This is a genomic window from Clostridium sp. AM27-28, assembly GCF_003480955.1.
GTDB classification, from domain to species: domain Bacteria; phylum Bacillota; class Clostridia; order Lachnospirales; family Lachnospiraceae; genus Otoolea; species Otoolea fessa.
Map to the genome: position 1 here is coordinate 133,849 of NZ_QUJT01000005.1, position 17,945 is coordinate 151,793.

Here is a 17,945-nt window from a genome sequence, read left to right on the forward strand (position 1 = left end):
TAATGTCTATGCCCGCAAAAGGGCGGCATGGATGCGAATGTATAAAAGACTCTGTAAGGGGAAATTCTCCGGACAGAGTCTTTTTGCGTCCATTATTATTTTGTTGAGAAAAAGAGATCATAAATGAAATTGGGGTTGACATATACCCTATGGGGGTATATTATAAAGGCAGTTAAGAGATAGGAGGAGACCATGAAGCAATATACAGTAACCGGCATGAGCTGCGCGGCATGCAGCAGCCGGGTTGAAAAGGCAGTATCGAAAGTGCCGGGTGTCACGGCATGCTCGGTCAGCCTGCTGACAAATTCGATGGGCGTCGAGGGCGATGTGCCCCCGGAGACCGTGATTCATGCGGTGGAAGATGCCGGATATGGCGCATCCCTGAAAGGACAGGGCACTGCAGCGCAGGCGCAGAGCGCGTCGGAGGCAGAGGACGCCTTAAAAGATCGGGAGACGCCGGTCTTAAAACACCGTCTGATCGCATCGCTGGGATTCTTAGCAGTCCTTATGTATATGTCGATGGGACATATGATGTGGGGCTGGCCGCTGCCGCACTTTATGGATGGCAACCATGTGGCGATGGGACTTTTGCAGCTCCTTTTGGCCGGAATTATCATGGTGATTAACCAGAAATTCTTTATCAGCGGTTTCAAGGGACTTTTACACCGCGCCCCGAACATGGACACGTTGGTAGCACTTGGTTCCGGCGCGTCGTTTATCTACAGCACATATGCGTTGTTTGCGATGACGGACGCCCAGTTAAAGGGCAACGACACGGCAGTCATGTCCTACATGCATGAATTTTACTTTGAGTCGGCGGCAATGATTCTGGCGCTGATCACAGTCGGAAAAATGCTGGAGGCGCGTTCCAAGGGAAAAACGACGGATGCCTTAAAGGGACTGATGAAACTGGCACCGAAGACAGCTGTTATCATCCGGGATGGAGTGGAAACAAAGGTTCCGATTGACGAGGTAAAGAAGGGTAATGTATTTGTTGTACGCCCAGGTGAAAATATCCCGGTGGACGGTGTGGTCCTGGAAGGAACAAGCGCGGTCAACGAGGCAGCACTGACCGGCGAGAGTATTCCGGTGGATAAGGCACAGGGTGACCCGGTTTCGGCGGCAACGGTCAACCAGTCTGGTTATCTGCGCTGTGAGGCGACCAGAGTCGGTGAAGATACCTCCCTGTCGCAGATCATCCGCATGGTCAGCGACGCGGCGGCGACGAAAGCGCCGATCGCCAAGATTGCAGATCGGGTTTCCGGCGTGTTTGTCCCGGCGGTTATCACGATCGCAGTGGTGACAACGATTATCTGGCTGTTGGCAGGACAGACGTTTGGATTCGCACTGGCGCGAGGTATTTCCGTACTGGTTATCAGCTGCCCGTGTGCACTGGGACTGGCTACGCCGGTTGCGATTATGGTCGGCAACGGCATGGGCGCGAAAAACGGAATCTTGTTCAAGACAGCTGTTTCGCTGGAAGAAACCGGAAAAATGGACATTGTAGCGCTTGATAAGACGGGTACGATCACCAGCGGCGAGCCGCGTGTGACCGACGTCATCCCGTCTGGAGGTGTGACTGAGAAGGAGCTGGTAAGCCTGGCGCTTTCCCTGGAAAAGAAGAGTGAGCACCCATTGGCGAAAGCTGTTCTTCTCTATGCAAAAGAACAGCAGATTGATGCGCCGGAGGCGGCTGATTTCCAGGCGCTGCCGGGTAATGGACTTTCCGGTACGTTAGACGGCGCTTCACTGGCAGGCGGAAGTTTTTCCTATATCAGCGGACATACGACGGTGTCCGCACAGGAACAGGCATCCTTTGAGCGTCTGGCATCGGAAGGCAAGACGCCGCTGTGCTTTATGAAAAATGGTCGTCTGGCTGGTATGATTGCCGTGGCAGATGTCATCAAGGAAGACAGCCCGCAGGCGGTCAAGGAACTGCAGAACATGGGAATCCGTGTGGTTATGCTGACCGGAGATAATGAGCGGACCGCCCGTGCGATTGGGGCACAGGCTGGTGTGGATGAAGTCATTGCCGGAGTACTTCCGGATGGGAAAGAGAGTGTCATCCGCAGCCTGAAAGAACAGGGTAAGGTGGCAATGGTCGGTGATGGTATCAATGATGCCCCGGCGCTCACGCGTGCCGATATAGGTATCGCGATCGGAGCTGGTACAGATATCGCGATTGATGCCGCGGATGTGGTGTTGATGAAGAGCCGTTTGAGTGATGTTCCGGCGGCAATCCGTCTAAGCCGTGCGACGCTTCGAAATATTCACGAAAACCTGTTCTGGGCATTCTTTTACAATGTTGTGGGTATTCCACTTGCAGCCGGTTTGTGGTATCCTATCTTTGGATGGAAATTAAATCCGATGTTCGGCGCTGCAGCGATGAGCTTATCCAGCTTCTGCGTAGTGACGAACGCGCTGCGGCTGAATCTGTTTAAGATGCACGATGCATCGAAGGATCATCCGATGCGGAAGAGGGCTGAGAAGGCTGCTAATAAAGGTGGAGAAAAGGCAGAAAACGCAGGTGCAGTTAGGGTGGGGGCAGAAGATACCCGGTCAATTGGGCAAACAGCAAATGGAAATGAAACTGTTTCAAAAGAAATGCAAAAAAGTGAGAATCAAAAAAATAATATAAATATGGAGGGAATAACGATGACAAAGACAATGAATATCGAAGGAATGATGTGTGGACACTGTGAGGCACGCGTAAAGAAGGCGTTGGAGGCACTGGCAGGCGTGGAGAGCGCAGAGGTCAGCCATGAGAAAGGAACCGCGGTCGTAAGCATGAGTGCGGATGTGGCAGACGATACGTTGAAAGAGGCGGTTGAGGCACAGGATTATAAGGTGGACTCGATTCAGTAGGATGAAAAAAGCTGCGAAATGGTGGAATTAATATGCCATTTCGCAGCATTTTGATAAAAGATAGGAGAAAAGCATGGGCTGTTGTAAATGTGAATCACAAGCGCAGGTCTGTCAGGGAGGAGAGACGGAACGCCACAAACACAGAAATCTGACCGAAGAAAAAGATCTGCTGAAACGTTTAAACCGGATCGAGGGACAGGTGCGCGGTGTGAAGGCGATGGTGGAAGACGAGCGATACTGCGTCGATATATTAAACCAGGTATCAGCGGTTCAGGCGGCGCTGAACAGTTTTTCCAAAGTCCTGCTGTCCAACCATATCAAAACCTGTGTGGTCGATGATATAGAGGCGGGAAATGGGGAAGAAGCGGTTGAGGAGCTGTGCAAGACCATTCAGAAGCTGATGAAGTAAATATAAATTTATTGAATTGAGTAAACACAAGCAACTATAGCGAAATATTAAACATAATAAATATTTTTAAAAATTCTTCAAAAAAAGTGTTGACATTCTCCTGGATTTATATTATACTACGTCATGTAATCGAGGCGTGGCTCAGTTTGGTAGAGCGCTGCGTTCGGGACGCAGAGGTCGCGTGTTCGAATCACGTCGCCTCGATTCTATTATAAAACATACGGCCTGTTGGTCAAGCGGTCAAGACGACGCCCTCTCACGGCGTAAACCCGGGTTCGATTCCCGGACAGGTCATCGAAAGTTGCTTTGGGTTTTCCAGAGCATTTTTCAAATTAAAATGCTTCCTTGGCTCAGTTGGTAGAGCGACGCATTCGTAATGCGTAGGTCGCCGGTTCAAGTCCGGCAGGGAGCTGATGAGTGGAACCCCTCTTGATTATCAAGAGGGGTTTCTTGTATAATTGGAAATACCTTGGATTTTGCCGATGCTTCACTTTTTAAATTGGCAAAATCTGCAATCAGAACTGTGTCGTACGGAAATTTCAGTTCAGAAAATCCCTATCTGTGAACAGTAACGGTACAGCCTTTATTCCATATAACCACTTGCACGATCTCCGCAAATGATATAAAATAATAACATACAAAAGACAAGGCGGCAGACGGCAGAGTTCGTACTGCCGCTTCCGTTTGCCAGGAAAGGATATTTCATGCCATGAGACAAGAAGAATGGACGGTAGAAGCGGCAGATGCATATCTGAATGAGATACCGAAATTTACCAGTGAAAAACATACGGCGGAGGGGCTTCGCAGGATGCTTTCATACCTGAATGCATTGCCGCAGGAGGAAAGAATCGTACATGTGGCCGGAACGAATGGGAAAGGGTCGGTCTGCTCGTTTCTCGATGCGGTTTTGCAGAAAGCCGGGAAGCGGACGGCGCGGTTTACGTCTCCTCATCTGGTGCGCGTGACGGAGCGTTTTTCTTTTGATGGACAGGAAGCAGACGATGCACTGTTCCTGGAGGCATTTGAGGCGGTTAAGGCATCATATGTTCATTTTGAGCAGGAAGGACTGGGGCGTCCGACGTATTTTGAATATCTGTTTTTGATGTTCATGTGGATGGTGCGCCGGAAAAAGCCGGAGTATGTGATTCTGGAAACGGGGCTCGGCGGACGGCTGGATGCAACGAACTGCATCGAGCATCCAGCGCTTACGGTCATCACTTCAATCAGCCTTGACCATATGGAATACCTGGGCGGCACGGTGACACAGATCGCGGGCGAAAAGGCGGGAATCCTGAAAAAAAATATGCCGGTGGTGTACGATGATACGGATGCGGCGGCTTCGGCAGTTATCAGAAATCGGGCGGCGGAACTTTCCTGTCCGGCATATCCGATCAGCCCGGCAGTGTATACGGATCTTCGGCGGGAACATGGCGGGATGATTCTAAGGATAAAAGAGAAAAGCCAGCGTCTGTTTATTCCCTTCGAAGCGGAATATCAGGCGGTCAACGCCTGCATCGCTTACCAGGCGGCACGGCTTCTTGCAGTGGACGGGGAGACAGCGGCAGCGGGCATCCGGAATGCGGTATGGCACGGACGCATGGAGGAGATCCAGGACGGAGTTTATCTGGATGGCGCTCACAATGAGGGCGGAATCCGTGCGTTTGTGGGCGCGTCGGCAGAGGTGGCAGCGCGCAGAAGAGAAGAGTCCGGGAAAGATGGTCGGATTTTTCTGCTGTTTGCAGCCGTTTCAGATAAAAATTATGAATCGATGCTGGAAACACTGATGCGGAAACTGAAGCCGGATCGATTGGTGCTGACTCATTTATATACATCGCGGGCACTTTCGATGGAGGCGATGGAAAAAGCAGCACACCGGGTGGCAGATGGCTGTGAGGTTCAAAGTATACCAGATGTAAAAACAGCTTATCAGACACTGGTTCAGGAAAAACGTCCGGAGGATACCTGCTTCTGTGTGGGTTCTTTGTATTTAATCGGAGAGCTGGAGAAAAAGATTTCCCGAACTGGATTTGACAGCACCGCCAGAATGGTGTAAGATTAGCGGGAATGTATATCCATGTAATAAAGGAAGAAACTCTGGAGGAAAAACATGAGTGGCGAAGGAATGACAATCAATTTCGAAGAAGAAATCGAACATTTTAAACCGAGTCTGGAGGTCGAGGAGGTCGGCGAGGCGATCGTGAAGAGTGACCTGACAGATATGTCGGATATTATGATGGAACTTTTAAAACATATGAAGGAATAGGCGGACATGATGGATCGAACAAGAAAAATTCGCCTGATTTCCAACAGCTTTTACAATGCCGGGCTGGAACGGGCAAAGAGACGGGATTTAACAGGGGCGGTCGAGTATCTGAAAAAATGCCTGAACCTGAACAAGTATCATATTGATGCCAGAAATCTTCTCGGACTTATCTATTATGAGATGGGTGAGGTGTCGGAGGCGCTGGTGCAGTGGGTTATCAGCATGAACTTTAAGGAGCAGGATAACCGGGCTGATTATTATTTAGACCAGATTCAGCGCAAGCAGGATCGTCTGGATCAGGCGAGCGCGACGATTCAGAAATATAATCAGGCGCTTCTGCAGGCGCAGACCGGAAGCGACGATCTGGCGACCTTACAGCTTACAAGAGTTGTAGAAGCTAATCCAAGATTTGTAAAAGCACATCTTCTGTTGGCTCTTTTGCATATTAGTCATGAGGATTATACGAAAGCGGGCAAATCCCTGTATAAGGTACTCAAGATTGATAAAAACAATCCCAAGGCGAACTGGTATATGGAGATTGTTAAGGAACATACCGGCAAGGCGGATATCGAGCGGAGAAAGTTGAAAAACGCATTTTCCCACCGCCAGATGCAGGATGATGATGTCATTATGCCGCCGACGTACAAGGAGAATACGGGACTGCAGTCAGTGCTCAATATCGGCGCTGGACTGCTTTTGGGCGCGGCAGTTATCTTTTTCCTGGTGATGCCAGCCAAGATTAAGCAGGCAAATAATGCACATACGCAGGAAATGCTCCAGTACAACGAGCAGCTCAATCAGAAAAATGAAGAGATTGACAGTTTAAATGAGAGCATTGAGACCTCGAAAAAGGACAAAGAAGAGGCGGAGAACAAGCTGGATACGATGCTCAACAGCAATGACAGCGTTCTGAACCAGTATGCGAAGCTCGTCAAAATGCTGCAGGCATACCGCAACAATAACCTGGCAGAGGCGGTTACCTATTATGAGGGCTTTGATCCGTCGTTATTTACGGACGAGACGGTCGTTTCCATTGCCAACGGGGTAAAGCAGGACATCGAGACAAACGGCTACCAGACGCTGGAGGATCTGGCATACACGATGTGGTCGGCAGGCCGTATGGCGGAAGCACTGGCAGATTACCAGACCTGTCTGGCGATCCGTCCGGCAAACCCGAAGGTTATCTTCAGCATGGGTATGATTTACCGGGCACAGGGCGAGACAGACAAGGCGGTCGAAATGTTTACGCAGATTGTGACCCAGTATGCGGATTCCGAGCAGGCGGACAAGGCAAGACAGCAGCTCGCCGAGCTTGCGCCGGATAACCAGCAGGCTGCAGTTCCAGGTCAGTCCATCATCAGTCAGGGAGAGACTGCGGCGGATGAAACGGCAGCAGGCAGCGGAGCGGAGACGCAGGCGGCGCAGTAAGTACAAATATAATACGACAGATAATTAAGAAGAAAAGCACTGTAAAGATAAAAACTTTACGGTGCTTTTTGCTTTCCTAGGAAATCATGTCCTATGAAACAAAAAACGCTCCGTGAGGATGCGCACTCGCGCGAAGCAGAAACATGCTGCAAGCGACCGCGCGAGACGCCCGAATGTGCCAAGGCACATTCTTTTAGGCCTATAGGAAAAGGCCGCATAAAAAATCGAAAAAGGGGGAATCCTGATATGGAACGAAATATGTTTACATACGAAGCGATCGATTCGGCGCTGGTGATTCATCTGCCGAAGGAGGTAGATCATCATAACTGCCTGACACTCAAATATGAAACAGACCTGCTTCTGGCGGAAAATTATATTAACCGGATTATTTTTGATTTTTCAGGGACGGAATTTATGGATAGTTCCGGGATCGGTGTAATTCTCAACCGGTATAAGCAGATGGAGGGCAGCAGCGGCACGGTGGCGGTGTACGGGGCAGGCGAGCGGATGCGCCGGATTTTGCGGATCGGCGGCGTGTATCGTTTGGTGCAGTCGTACCGGACGAGAGAGGAGGCACTGGATGGGAGACATTAAAGGAGAGATGAATATGTATGCGGATGATATATCTGTATCAGAAACGGAAGTGAAAGGAAAACTTAAAAAAATAAAAGATTCAGAAGAATACAGAAAATTTAAACAGAATGAACAGAGACAAGCAGAGAAGAATGGCACGTGGATGCACCTGGAGATAGACAGCCATTCATCGAACGAGGAGTTTGCCCGTGTCACAGCGGCAGTCTTTATGAGCCGGATGAATCCGACGATGGAGGAGCTGGAGGATGTGAAAACGGCGGTCTCGGAGGCGGTGACAAATGCGGTGATTCATGGGTATAGCGATGAAATCGGAATTATTTACATAGAAGCGCGGATTGAGGGAGAAGAACTGATAATTTCGGTCCGGGATGAGGGAAAAGGAATCCTGGATGTGGAAAAGGCGATGGAGCCGATGTATACGACAGACACGACCGGCGAGCGCTCGGGGATGGGCTTTTCGTTTATGGAAGCGTTTATGGATAAGGTCGAGGTGGAGTCCAAGGTGGGCTGCGGAACGTGTGTGACGATGAAAAAGCGAATTGGAAGGGGATATATGAATAAAGAACAGGAAGAAAAAGAAACGGCGGAGTTCTATGGATAAAACCATCGAGCAGATCAAACGGGCACACCAGGGCGATAAGACGGCGCGGGAGGCGCTGGTAAAAGACAATCTGGGGCTTGTATGGAGCATCGTCCGCCGCTTTGCGGGGCGGGGGTGTGAGACGGAGGACTTATTTCAGATCGGAAGTATCGGGCTGTTGAAGGCGATTGATAAGTTTGACCTATCATATGAGGTGCGTTTTTCGACGTATGCGGTGCCGATGATTGCGGGGGAGATCAAACGTTTTCTCCGGGATGACGGGATCATCAAGGTCAGCCGTTCCATCAAAGAGCAAAACCAGCGGCTCCGGGCAGCGCGGGAAGCGCTCTGCACGGCGCTTGGGCGGGAGCCGACGCTGGAAGAGCTGGCGGCGCAGATTGGAGTGAGCTGTGAGGAAGCTGCCGCATCGATGGCGGCGGACAGTCCGGTTGAATCGCTCTCTGCACCAGCCAGCGCCGGGGAAGAAACTGGCCTTCTGCTTCAGGACCGGATTGCTGGGGAGACAGCGGAAAATGAGGTTCTGCTTGACCGGATGCTTTTGGGAGATTTACTGAAAATGCTCAATGGACGGCAGCGGGAGATCATTGTGCGGCACTATTTTTATGATCAGACACAGACTCAGATCGCGGCGCAGCTCGGCATTTCACAAGTACAGGTGTCGCGGATCGAGCGGAAAATATTAGGGCAGATGCGCGCAAAGCTGGAAGAAACATGAGAAAAAAGACAGGCTCATAATTCAGAATATATGAATGTGCATACTCCATTGAAAGACAGCCATACTACTGGATACAGGAACTTTTGGAGTTTCCAGAATACACAGGAAGGATGGAAAAAAATGACGGGAAATGTGAAAGTGACAATGAAAAAAAAGATGGGAATCTGTATCTGGGTCGGATGCATGATTCTGATTGTGGCAGCGCTCTGTCTCTGTCTGATGGCAGTGGGGCGGGACAGCGTCTACATTGACGGAACCTTCGTACAGCATTCCGGGGACAGCGCGGAGGCATTTTTGAGACCGGAGGCACAGACGGAGAAGGCAGCATTATGACACAGACGGTCTATCTGAAACTCAGCCAGATCACGCAGGTACATGAGAAAAATGTACCGCTTGCAAGCCTGGGAGAAGTTTATTGCAGTGAAAAAAGCGTGGAAAGCCGCTGCCGTGCGATGATCGTGAAGAGGATCCGCGGCGGCGGGAAACAGCGCGAAAGCCGTCTGGTTGGAAACGTCATGGAGATTATCCAGCAGATTGAACGGGAAATTCCGGGGACATCGGTGCAGAATCTGGGGGAGACGGATTATGTCATTCATTATCAGCCGCCGCACCGTCAGGCGCTTGTCTGGCAGTGGTGCAAGACGCTGTTCGTCTGCCTGATTTGCTTTTTCGGGGCGGCATTTGCGATCATGACATTCAACAACGATGCAAACGTGCTGGATGTATTCAAGAAAATATATGAGATCACGACGGGGCAGGCGTCGGACGGAACAACGGCGCTGGAGATCGGTTATTCGATCGGGCTTCCGGTGGGGATTTTGCTGTTTTTTAATCATTTTACTTCGTGGAAATTCAGTCTCGATCCGACGCCGCTGGAGGTAGAAATGCGCCTGTATGAGGAAAATGTCAATAAAACGCTGATTCAGAACGAGGAGCGGAAGGAGGATGACATCGATGTTTCTTAAAGAAGCGCTGCTTTTGCTGGCGGGGCTGGCGGCGGGAAGCACGGTGGCAGCGGGAGTCTACGCCTTTCTGGTGGTCATCGGCGTTTATCCGCGCCTGATTGGAAAGACGGCGACGGCGTCGAAGGGGAAAATCTTCTTGTATGAGACGATTATCGCGCTGGGAGGATTGTTTGGAAATGTGGTGGATTTATTTACAGAGAAGGTGAAACAGCTGACCGGGAGTTTTCTGAGAATAGCGTGGCCAGCGGCAATGACGGAGGCAGAGTTGTGGCAGAAGGCAGCAGAAGGCGGTGGCAGAACGGGAGCTGGTGCTGGATTTCTGGTGATGCTTGGAAATGTCTCCGGACAGCTGCTTCTAGCGGCTGCGGGACTTTCCTGTGGTATTTTTGTGGGCTGCCTCGTCATGTCGCTGGCAGAGACATTGAAAGCCCTGCCGGTGCTGAGCCGCCGCCTGCGTCTGGCAGTGGGGCTGCCATATCTCCTTCTCGCGATTGCGGCGGGGAAATGTGCGGGTTCGCTGTATTATTTCTTACATGGAATTGGAAGACAGTAGAAGAGAGGAGAAACCATGGAAGCCAGAAAAGATCAATATGAAGCATATGTCAAATCGGTTACGCCCGTCCACAGTACATGGAAAAATGTGTTGATGGCGGGTATTTCCGGCGGGCTGATCTGCCTGGCGGCGCAGATCAGCACAAATTGTCTGGTTCAGACAGGCATGGAGGAGAAAACGGCGGCGCTCTGGACGATGCTGGGACTGATTCTGCTCAGCGTTATCCTGACAGGGGCAAATGTATTCCAGAGGCTGGCTCGTGTTTTTGGAGCTGGTGTGCTGGTTCCGATCACCGGATTCGCCAATTCAGTTGCATCCCCGGCGCTGGAATACAAGGCGGAAGGACAGGTGTTTGGTGTCGGATGCAAAATATTTACAATCGCGGGTCCGGTGATCCTGTATGGGATTCTGAGTTCGTGGGGATTAGGGGTTGTGTATTGGGGGTGGATGATGCTGACTCAATAATAAACGAGAAAAAGTCTCAATAATATAATAAGAATCTTTCTTGTTTTGTGAAAAATGAGGGTTTACAATCCGGAAATAAATACCTATAATAGCCATAGGGTAATCTGACCGTCTGAACAGCCAGATTCATTATAGAAAAAAGGAACCAGAGAGATGGACGTTTGCTAAGAAGGATAACCGCTTTCGTGACGAGGCGGCTGTCACAGATCAGACAGACCGAGCATGAATGTCTCAGCCGGTCCCGGAAATGGAGTGCTTTATGGCAGAAAAAGTGTTAGAAGTAAATCAGATAAAGGCAAATATAGAAGAAAAAGAGATTCTGCACGGCGTTGATTTAAGCGTCGGTGCAGGGGAGGTACATGTCCTGATGGGACCGAACGGCGCTGGAAAATCGACGCTCGGCAACGTCCTGATGGGAAACCCGAGATACCAGATCACGGGTGGTCAGATCTTATTTAAGGGTGAGGATATCACACATGAGTCCACGGACAAGCGTTCCAAAGCCGGTATGTTCCTGTCCTTCCAGGAGCCGCTGGAGGTACCGGGACTTTCGCTGGAAAGTTTCCTGCGGAGCGCGATGCGCCAGCAGACTGGCAAGAACTTAAAGATCTGGGAATTTCATAAACAGCTCAAAAAGGCGATGGACATTCTCCAGATGGATGAATCGTATGCACAGAGAAGCTTAAACGTGGGCTTTTCTGGCGGTGAGAAAAAAAAATCTGAGATTTTACAGCTGATGCTCTTAAATCCGAGCCTGGCAATCCTCGATGAGACAGACTCTGGTCTGGATGTTGATGCAGTCCGTCTGGTTTCTAAGGGTGTGGAAGAGTACCAGAAGAACCAGAACGGCGCGCTTCTTATTATCACGCACAGCACCCGGATTCTCGATGCACTGCATGTTGACTATACGCACATCATGGTAGATGGAAAGATCGTGGCAACCGGTGACGGCTCCCTAGTTGATAAGATCAACCAGGAAGGCTACGAATCCTTTATCCGTGAGGCGGGTGTGGCAGACGCCCGGAACTAATCGTTACTGTTCGCAGGCAGGCATTTTTGGAATCGAAGGTGCTGCAGGATAATGCGACAGTAATAACGAATCAGCACGGGTAATATGGAGGCATCAAACATGAAAGAAAAAACGTATGTAGATGACATTGATCGCAGCGTCTACGATATAAAAGACAAAGAAAATGACGCATATAAAGTAAAAGCGGGTCTGACCCCGGAGATCGTTGAGAAGATTTCTAAGGAGAAAAATGACCCGGCATGGATGCAGCAGTTCCGTCTGCAGTCCTTACAGATTTACAATTCCCTGCAGGTTCCGAACTGGGGACCGGATATCGAGGATCTGGACATGGACAACATCGTAACCTATGTCCGTCCGAAATCCAAGATGAGTGCCAAATGGTCAGAGGTTCCGAAGGACATCAAAGATACCTTTGAACGTCTGGGAATCCCGCAGGCGGAGCAGAAATCGCTGGCAGGCGTGGGCGCCCAGTATGACTCGGAGTTAGTATATCATAACGTGCGCGCAGAGGTAGCGGCGCAGGGCGTTGTCTACACCGATCTGGAGAGTGCGATGCACGGCGAATATGCGGAAATGATCCGGACGCATTTTATGCATCTGGTCAAACCGCAGGAACATAAGTTTGCAGCGCTGCACGGGGCGGTCTGGTCCGGCGGATCTTTTGTGTACGTGCCAAAGGGCGTGTCGGTTACGATCCCGCTTCAGTCCTATTTTCGACTCAATGCACCGGGAGCCGGACAGTTTGAACATACTCTGATCATCGTTGATGAGGGGGCATATCTGCATTTCATCGAGGGCTGTTCTGCGCCGAAATATAACGTAGCAAACCTGCATGCGGGCTGTGTTGAGCTGTACGTCGGCAAAAATGCGAAACTCCGCTATTCGACGATCGAGAACTGGTCGAAAAATATGTACAATTTGAACACCAAGCGCGCGATTGTGGAAGAGGGCGGCACGATCGAGTGGGTATCGGGTTCCTTTGGTTCCCACGTATCGTATCTGTACCCGATGAGTATCTTAAAGGGCGACGATTCAAGAATGGAATTTACCGGCATTACTTTTGCCGGAGAAGGTCAGAACCTCGATACCGGTGCGAAGGTAGTCCACACGGGCAAACGGACTTCTTCCTATATTAATACGAAATCTATTTCCAAGGACGGCGGTGTCAGCACGTTCCGAAGCAGCGTACAGATTGGAAAACAGGCATCCGGTTCTAAGGCATCGGTTTCCTGCCAGTCCCTGATGCTGGATGATATTTCACGTTCCGATACGGTTCCGGCGATGGATATCCGAACCCGCGACGCGAACGTCGGCCATGAGGCAAAGATTGGACGGATCAGCGACGAGGCTGTTTTCTATCTGATGTCACGCGGCATCAGCGAGGAGGACGCGCGCGCAATGATCGTCAGCGGATTTGCGGATGATGTATCGAAGGAGCTGCCGCTTGAGTACGCGGTTGAGATGAATAACCTGATTCAGCTTGAGATGAAAGGCAGTATCGGATAATAGATGGTTACTGTTTGCAGCGGGGATTTTGAAATAACAGATTCTGCTGCGGGGCATGCAAGTGCATGAATGGTAACGACAGGAGGAAACAATGGGACAGAAAGAAATGATAGTAAACATTCTTCCGACCCGAACCTGGAACCGGCTGGGAATGAACGAAAGCCAGATACAGATTGAGTGGCCGGAGGAAAGTGTTTTGATAAAACCGGAGCGCCTGGCAGCAGGTGTGACCTGGGAAAAAGAAATCTCCGGAAAAGAGTGGGACGAGATCCAGACCGGCATGGGACGCGAGTACGATGCGATGGCGGCGGAATGCGGAACGGCTGGCGCAAATAAAACGGACACTGTAAATGGAACGGCTGTTGCAGAAGAAAATGCCGGTGCGGGAAGTATCTACCGGCTGACAGCGGAAGCGGCAGCTGTGCTTCAGAATGAAAATACAGAATGGACGGTTCTCTGCGTCGATTACAAAAACGGCAGTTACCAGAACCGCCTCTGCCTGGATGCAAAGGAAAACAGCCGCTTAAACGTGCTGATCGTATTCCGCTCCGGGGAGGACGCACAGGGAACATCCTCGTTCCAGGTAAAGGTCCATGCGGAAAAGAATGCAAAGGTACAGCTTCAGGAAGTGCAGCTTCTCGGCGCAGGATATACCTGCCTGAGTGATATCGGTGCGTCCTGCGGGGAAAATGCCACATTTGAGCTTTTGAAACTGGAGCTGGGCGCAGGCAAGGTCTACGCGGGCTGCCTGACCGAGCTGGAAGGAAAAAAGAGCGCATTTGACGCGAAGATCGGCTATTACACCAGTGTAAACCAGAAGCTGGATATGAACTATACAGTACGCCATCGCGGCAAAAAGACAGAGAGTATGATGAAAGTCTCTGGCGTTTTGCAGGACGGTTCCTCCAAGCTGTTCCGCGGAACGATCGATTTCGTGCCGGGATGCGCCGGGGCAAAGGGAACTGAGCGCGAGGATGTGCTGCTGCTCGGCGATGACATCGTAAACCAGACGATTCCGCTGATTCTGTGTGCGGAAGAAGATGTCGAAGGAAATCACGGCGCTTCGATGGGCGATCTGGACGATGCAACGCTGTTTTATCTGTGCTCCCGCGGACTGTCGAGAGAGGAAGCTGAGCGCATGGTAGCGCGGGCGAGAATCGACGCGCTGAATGAGCTGGTAGCTGACGAGGCAGTACAGAAGCAGGTTCAGGAGTTCATGAACCAGAAGCGATAATAAAATGAAAAAACTGTAAGTTGGCTGCGGTTTGTTTTTGCAGCAAGTATACAAACAAATATATAAGAAGGAACAGAACATGACAGATTACAAGAAAGATTTTCCCCTGCTTGCGGGTTCGGATATCGCATATCTGGACAATGCGGCAACGGCACAGCGCCCGGAGGCGGTATTAAAGGCAGTGGAAGATTTCTATACAAAGAAAAATGCCAATCCGCTCCGCGGGCTCTATGAGCTGGGAATCGAGGCGACGGAGGCATATGAAGCGGCAAGAGAGCGCGTGCGGGAATTTATCAATGCTGGAAAGACGAGCGAGGTCGTGTTTACACGCAACAGCACCGAGAGCCTGAATTTGATCGCGTACAGCTATGGTTTAACCAGTCTGAAAGCAGGCGATGAGATCTTAATCAGCATTGATAACCACCACAGCAATATCCTGCCGTGGCAGATGGTATCCAGACAGACAGGCGCGAAGCTCGTTTATCTGGAATGTCAGCCGGATGGTTCCTACCGGGATGAGGATATGGAAGCCCTGGTGACAGAAAAGACAAAGATCGCAGCCATGCCGCAGATTTCCAATGTCCTTGGCCGCAGAAATCCGGTAGAGAAGCTGACGAAACTGGTGCATGAAAAAGGCGGTGTCATCGTCATCGATGCGGCACAGAGCGCCCCGCATATTCCGGTGGATGTGCAGGCACTGGATGCAGATTTCCTTGTATTTTCCGGTCACAAGCTGATGGCACCGATGGGAATCGGCGTCCTGTACGGAAAAGAGACCCTTCTGGATGCGATGCCGCCGTTCCTGACGGGCGGCGAGATGATCGATTCGGTCAGCCGGGAATCCGCAGTCTTTGCCGAACTGCCGCACAAATTCGAAGCCGGTACCGTCAATGGCGGCGGTGCGGTCGGCTTACAGGCGGCGATCGATTATCTGATGAACGTCGGATTTGACGAGGTGCGGAAGCGTGAGGAGCTGCTGACAACACGGGCAATGACGGCGATGCAGCAGATTCCGGGCGTTCATATCCAGGGAAGTGATAAGCCGGAAGAGCACAACGGAATTATCAGCTTTACCGTGGACGGCGTACATCCGCACGATATCGCGTCGATTCTGGATGCCGCAAATGTCAATGTGCGCGCAGGCCACCATTGCGCCCAGCCGCTTTTAAAACATCTGGGTGTATTTGCAACAGCGCGTGCCAGCTTTGCGTTCTACAATACGGAGGAGGACATCGACCGTTTTGTCCAGAACCTGAAAGAAATCCGGAGGAAAATGGGATATGGAGAATAGAACCTTTTACAATGAAATACTGACGGATCACAATCTGCATCCGTTACATAAAGAAAAGCTGCCGGATGCCAATCTGGTATTAGAGGGCGTCAATCCGAGCTGTGGAGATGACATCATTCTTCAGCTGAAGGTCGAAGATGGACAGGTGGTAGACGGTGCTTTTGAGGGAAGCGGCTGCGCAATCTCCCAGGCATCCGCTGATATCATGCTGGATCTGATCATCGGAAAATCCGAAGAGGAAGCACGCCATCTGGCGGATCTGTTCCTGCGGATGATCAAGGGCGAGGCAGGCGAGAACGAGATCGAAGAACTCGAGGAAGCCGGTGCCCTGGTCGATGTTTCCCATATGCCGGCGCGTGTCAAATGCGCGGTGCTGGGATGGCATACGATGGAAGAGATGCTGGATAAGGAAAACGAGAAATAAGAGAGAAGATAAAAAGAAACGGGAGCTATTCTTTTGGGAGTGTCAGGGCGGGACGTACCATTTCCGCTCTGATGATCTATATACCTGAAATAGTCTGGAAAAGAAAGAAAAGTCAGATGTGTTGGTGAAAATATATACAAAAATAGATTGGCAAAAACAAAACACGTATAGAGAAAATAGCAAAAAAAAGCCGATCTAGATGCGTGTTTCGTATAAAATATCCAAAAGATTGACGGCATATTTACAAAAACAAACAAAGATGTTAAAATAATGATAAAAAGGATGCAGATGGCGATGTACATACGGATGGCGTACAGCTGAATCCTGTGGCTGGAGGTATGAGAGATGCCAAATTTTTCATATAAAGCGCTGGGACGGGATGGAAAAGAAGTCCGGGGAGTGCTCCAGGCTGAGAGTGAAGCGGCAGCCGCTTCCAGAATCCGGGAAAACTATCCGATTCTTTTGAGCATCAGCCAAAAGAAAGAGAAGAAAAGACCTGATGAAGGCAGTCTCCTGGAAATGGAGATCGGAAGCAGGCGGATCAAGACGAAGAAGCTGGCGATCCTGTGTTCACAGTTTGCGCTCACCCTTCATTCGGGCATGACAGTGGCACACGCGATGCGTATGCTGGCAGATCAGAATGAGGACAAGCGGATCCGGAAGATCCTGGGGGCTGCGGCAGAGGAAGTAGCTGCAGGAAGTACCGTTGCGTCGGCGCTGGAAAAGTATAGCGACCGTTTTCCGCTCACATTTATCGAGACGATCCGGGCAGGCGAGCAGTCTGGTACGCTGGAACGATCCTTTGACAGGCTTCAGAAGTTTTACGAAAAGTCCTACAAGACGACGGAGAAGATCAAGGGAGCGATGACCTATCCTTTGTTTGTCGTTGCGGTTGCGGTGGTTGTCCTGATTATCGTCATGGCGAAGGTTATCCCGACACTGGCAGATGTATTTGCCGATCTGGGCGGTACGCTGCCGCTGATGACGCGGATGCTGATCGCGACTTCTCATTTCTTCGCGAAGTGGTGGCTGCTGATGCTGGCGGTGCTGGCGTTTTTGAAGATTGGTTCGCAGGTTTACGGCAATACGCCGCAGGGGCGGATTCAGAAAGCAAAGATCGCGTTATCCCTTCCACTTGTGGGCGTGATCAACCAGATGAACGGCGCAGCACAGTTTGCTAATACGATGTCGATGCTTCTGGCAGCGGGTATCACGATCAACCAGGCGGTTGACACGACGGCGAAGGTCATGGACAATGCACTTCTGAGCGAGGATGTCCGCTCCATGCGGGCAGGGATCGAACAGGGACGCAGCTTGGTGGAATGTCTGCAGGGAAAGAGATATTTCCCGCCGACGATGGTCGATATGTGTTCCGTCGGAGAAGAAACCGGTGAACTCGAGGAGACACTGGACAATGTCGCCGATTATTACACCAACGAGGCGGATTACCGAATCCAGCGGCTTCTGGCACTGCTGGAACCGACGATGCTGGTTGTGCTTGCGATTTTTGCGGGTATCATTGTAGTGTCGATTTATCTGCCTATCTTTACAATGTATGATCTGATGTAAGAATTGACTGCACACATGTGAAATGTGATACGG

18 protein-coding genes and 3 tRNA genes are annotated in these 17,945 nt (G+C 50.7%); all 21 read left to right on the top strand.

Annotated features, from left to right (window positions below):
- Window positions 1–192 precede the first annotated feature (192 nt).
- The 21 genes from DW720_RS07415 (at window position 193) to DW720_RS07510 (ending at window position 17,912) form a co-directional block, all read left to right on the top strand.
- Window positions 193–2,865 carry a heavy metal translocating P-type ATPase gene (locus tag DW720_RS07415; RefSeq protein ID WP_118749449.1) on the top strand — a complete coding sequence of 891 codons (2,673 nt, stop codon included), beginning with the start codon at window positions 193–195 and terminating at the stop codon, window positions 2,863–2,865.
- 73 nt (window positions 2,866–2,938) lie between these two features.
- Window positions 2,939–3,274 (top strand): metal-sensing transcriptional repressor, encoded by a 336-nt coding sequence (locus tag DW720_RS07420; protein ID WP_022358560.1) that lies wholly within the window; start codon window positions 2,939–2,941, stop codon window positions 3,272–3,274.
- Between the two features lie 130 nt (window positions 3,275–3,404).
- Window positions 3,405–3,478, top strand: a tRNA-Pro gene (locus DW720_RS07425).
- Between the two features lie 18 nt (window positions 3,479–3,496).
- A tRNA-Glu gene (locus DW720_RS07430) sits at window positions 3,497–3,568 on the top strand.
- Between the two features lie 45 nt (window positions 3,569–3,613).
- Window positions 3,614–3,686 (top strand) — tRNA-Thr (locus DW720_RS07435).
- A gap of 297 nt (window positions 3,687–3,983) precedes the next feature.
- Entirely contained in the window at window positions 3,984–5,327 is a 1,344-nt protein-coding gene (locus tag DW720_RS07440; protein WP_118749450.1) for a Mur ligase family protein, read from the top strand.
- Window positions 5,328–5,381: 54 nt separating this feature from the next.
- On the top strand, window positions 5,382–5,537 hold the full coding sequence (locus DW720_RS15715; RefSeq protein ID WP_022358683.1) for a hypothetical protein: 156 nt from the start codon (window positions 5,382–5,384) through the stop codon (window positions 5,535–5,537).
- 6 nt (window positions 5,538–5,543) lie between these two features.
- On the top strand, window positions 5,544–6,965 hold the full coding sequence (locus DW720_RS07445; RefSeq protein WP_233430161.1) for a tetratricopeptide repeat protein: 1,422 nt from the start codon (window positions 5,544–5,546) through the stop codon (window positions 6,963–6,965).
- Window positions 6,966–7,211: 246 nt separating this feature from the next.
- Window positions 7,212–7,559 (top strand): anti-sigma factor antagonist, encoded by a 348-nt coding sequence (locus DW720_RS07450; protein ID WP_022358681.1) that lies wholly within the window; start codon window positions 7,212–7,214, stop codon window positions 7,557–7,559.
- Between the two features lie 142 nt (window positions 7,560–7,701).
- Window positions 7,702–8,160 (top strand): anti-sigma F factor, encoded by a 459-nt coding sequence (gene spoIIAB, locus DW720_RS07455; protein ID WP_118742714.1) that lies wholly within the window; start codon window positions 7,702–7,704, stop codon window positions 8,158–8,160.
- On the top strand, window positions 8,153–8,875 hold the full coding sequence (locus tag DW720_RS07460; protein WP_118468787.1) for a SigB/SigF/SigG family RNA polymerase sigma factor: 723 nt from the start codon (window positions 8,153–8,155) through the stop codon (window positions 8,873–8,875). The genes spoIIAB and DW720_RS07460 overlap by 8 nt, the downstream gene beginning before the upstream one ends.
- Before the next feature lie 120 nt (window positions 8,876–8,995).
- The gene (locus DW720_RS07465; RefSeq protein WP_022358678.1) at window positions 8,996–9,208 is read left to right on the top strand and encodes a hypothetical protein; all 213 of its coding nucleotides are present in this window, start codon (window positions 8,996–8,998) and stop codon (window positions 9,206–9,208) included.
- Window positions 9,205–9,840, top strand: a complete 636-nt coding sequence (locus DW720_RS07470) for a stage V sporulation protein AA (protein WP_118468785.1) — start codon at window positions 9,205–9,207, stop codon at window positions 9,838–9,840. The genes DW720_RS07465 and DW720_RS07470 overlap by 4 nt, the downstream gene beginning before the upstream one ends.
- A complete protein-coding gene (locus DW720_RS07475; RefSeq protein ID WP_118749451.1) occupies window positions 9,830–10,393 on the top strand; it encodes a stage V sporulation protein AB in 564 nt (187 codons plus the stop codon). Before DW720_RS07470 ends, DW720_RS07475 begins: the two co-directional genes overlap by 11 nt.
- Window positions 10,394–10,408: 15 nt before the next feature.
- Complete coding sequence (locus tag DW720_RS07480; protein ID WP_107000055.1) at window positions 10,409–10,858, top strand: SpoVA/SpoVAEb family sporulation membrane protein; 450 nt, start codon at window positions 10,409–10,411, stop codon at window positions 10,856–10,858.
- 259 nt (window positions 10,859–11,117) lie between these two features.
- Complete coding sequence (sufC, locus tag DW720_RS07485; protein WP_107000429.1) at window positions 11,118–11,888, top strand: Fe-S cluster assembly ATPase SufC; 771 nt, start codon at window positions 11,118–11,120, stop codon at window positions 11,886–11,888.
- A 99-nt stretch (window positions 11,889–11,987) separates the two neighbouring features.
- A complete protein-coding gene (gene sufB / locus DW720_RS07490; protein ID WP_118749452.1) occupies window positions 11,988–13,394 on the top strand; it encodes a Fe-S cluster assembly protein SufB in 1,407 nt (468 codons plus the stop codon).
- Window positions 13,395–13,485: 91 nt separating this feature from the next.
- Window positions 13,486–14,628, top strand: a complete 1,143-nt coding sequence (locus DW720_RS07495) for a SufD family Fe-S cluster assembly protein (RefSeq protein ID WP_118749453.1) — start codon at window positions 13,486–13,488, stop codon at window positions 14,626–14,628.
- Window positions 14,629–14,707: 79 nt separating this feature from the next.
- The gene (locus DW720_RS07500; RefSeq protein WP_107000052.1) at window positions 14,708–15,919 is read left to right on the top strand and encodes a SufS family cysteine desulfurase; all 1,212 of its coding nucleotides are present in this window, start codon (window positions 14,708–14,710) and stop codon (window positions 15,917–15,919) included.
- Window positions 15,909–16,343: a Fe-S cluster assembly sulfur transfer protein SufU gene (gene sufU / locus DW720_RS07505; RefSeq protein WP_107000051.1), complete on the top strand. Its 435-nt coding sequence runs from the start codon at window positions 15,909–15,911 to the stop codon at window positions 16,341–16,343. Before DW720_RS07500 ends, sufU begins: the two co-directional genes overlap by 11 nt.
- A gap of 345 nt (window positions 16,344–16,688) precedes the next feature.
- Window positions 16,689–17,912, top strand: a complete 1,224-nt coding sequence (locus DW720_RS07510; protein WP_118749454.1) for a type II secretion system F family protein — start codon at window positions 16,689–16,691, stop codon at window positions 17,910–17,912.
- Window positions 17,913–17,945 lie beyond the last annotated feature (33 nt).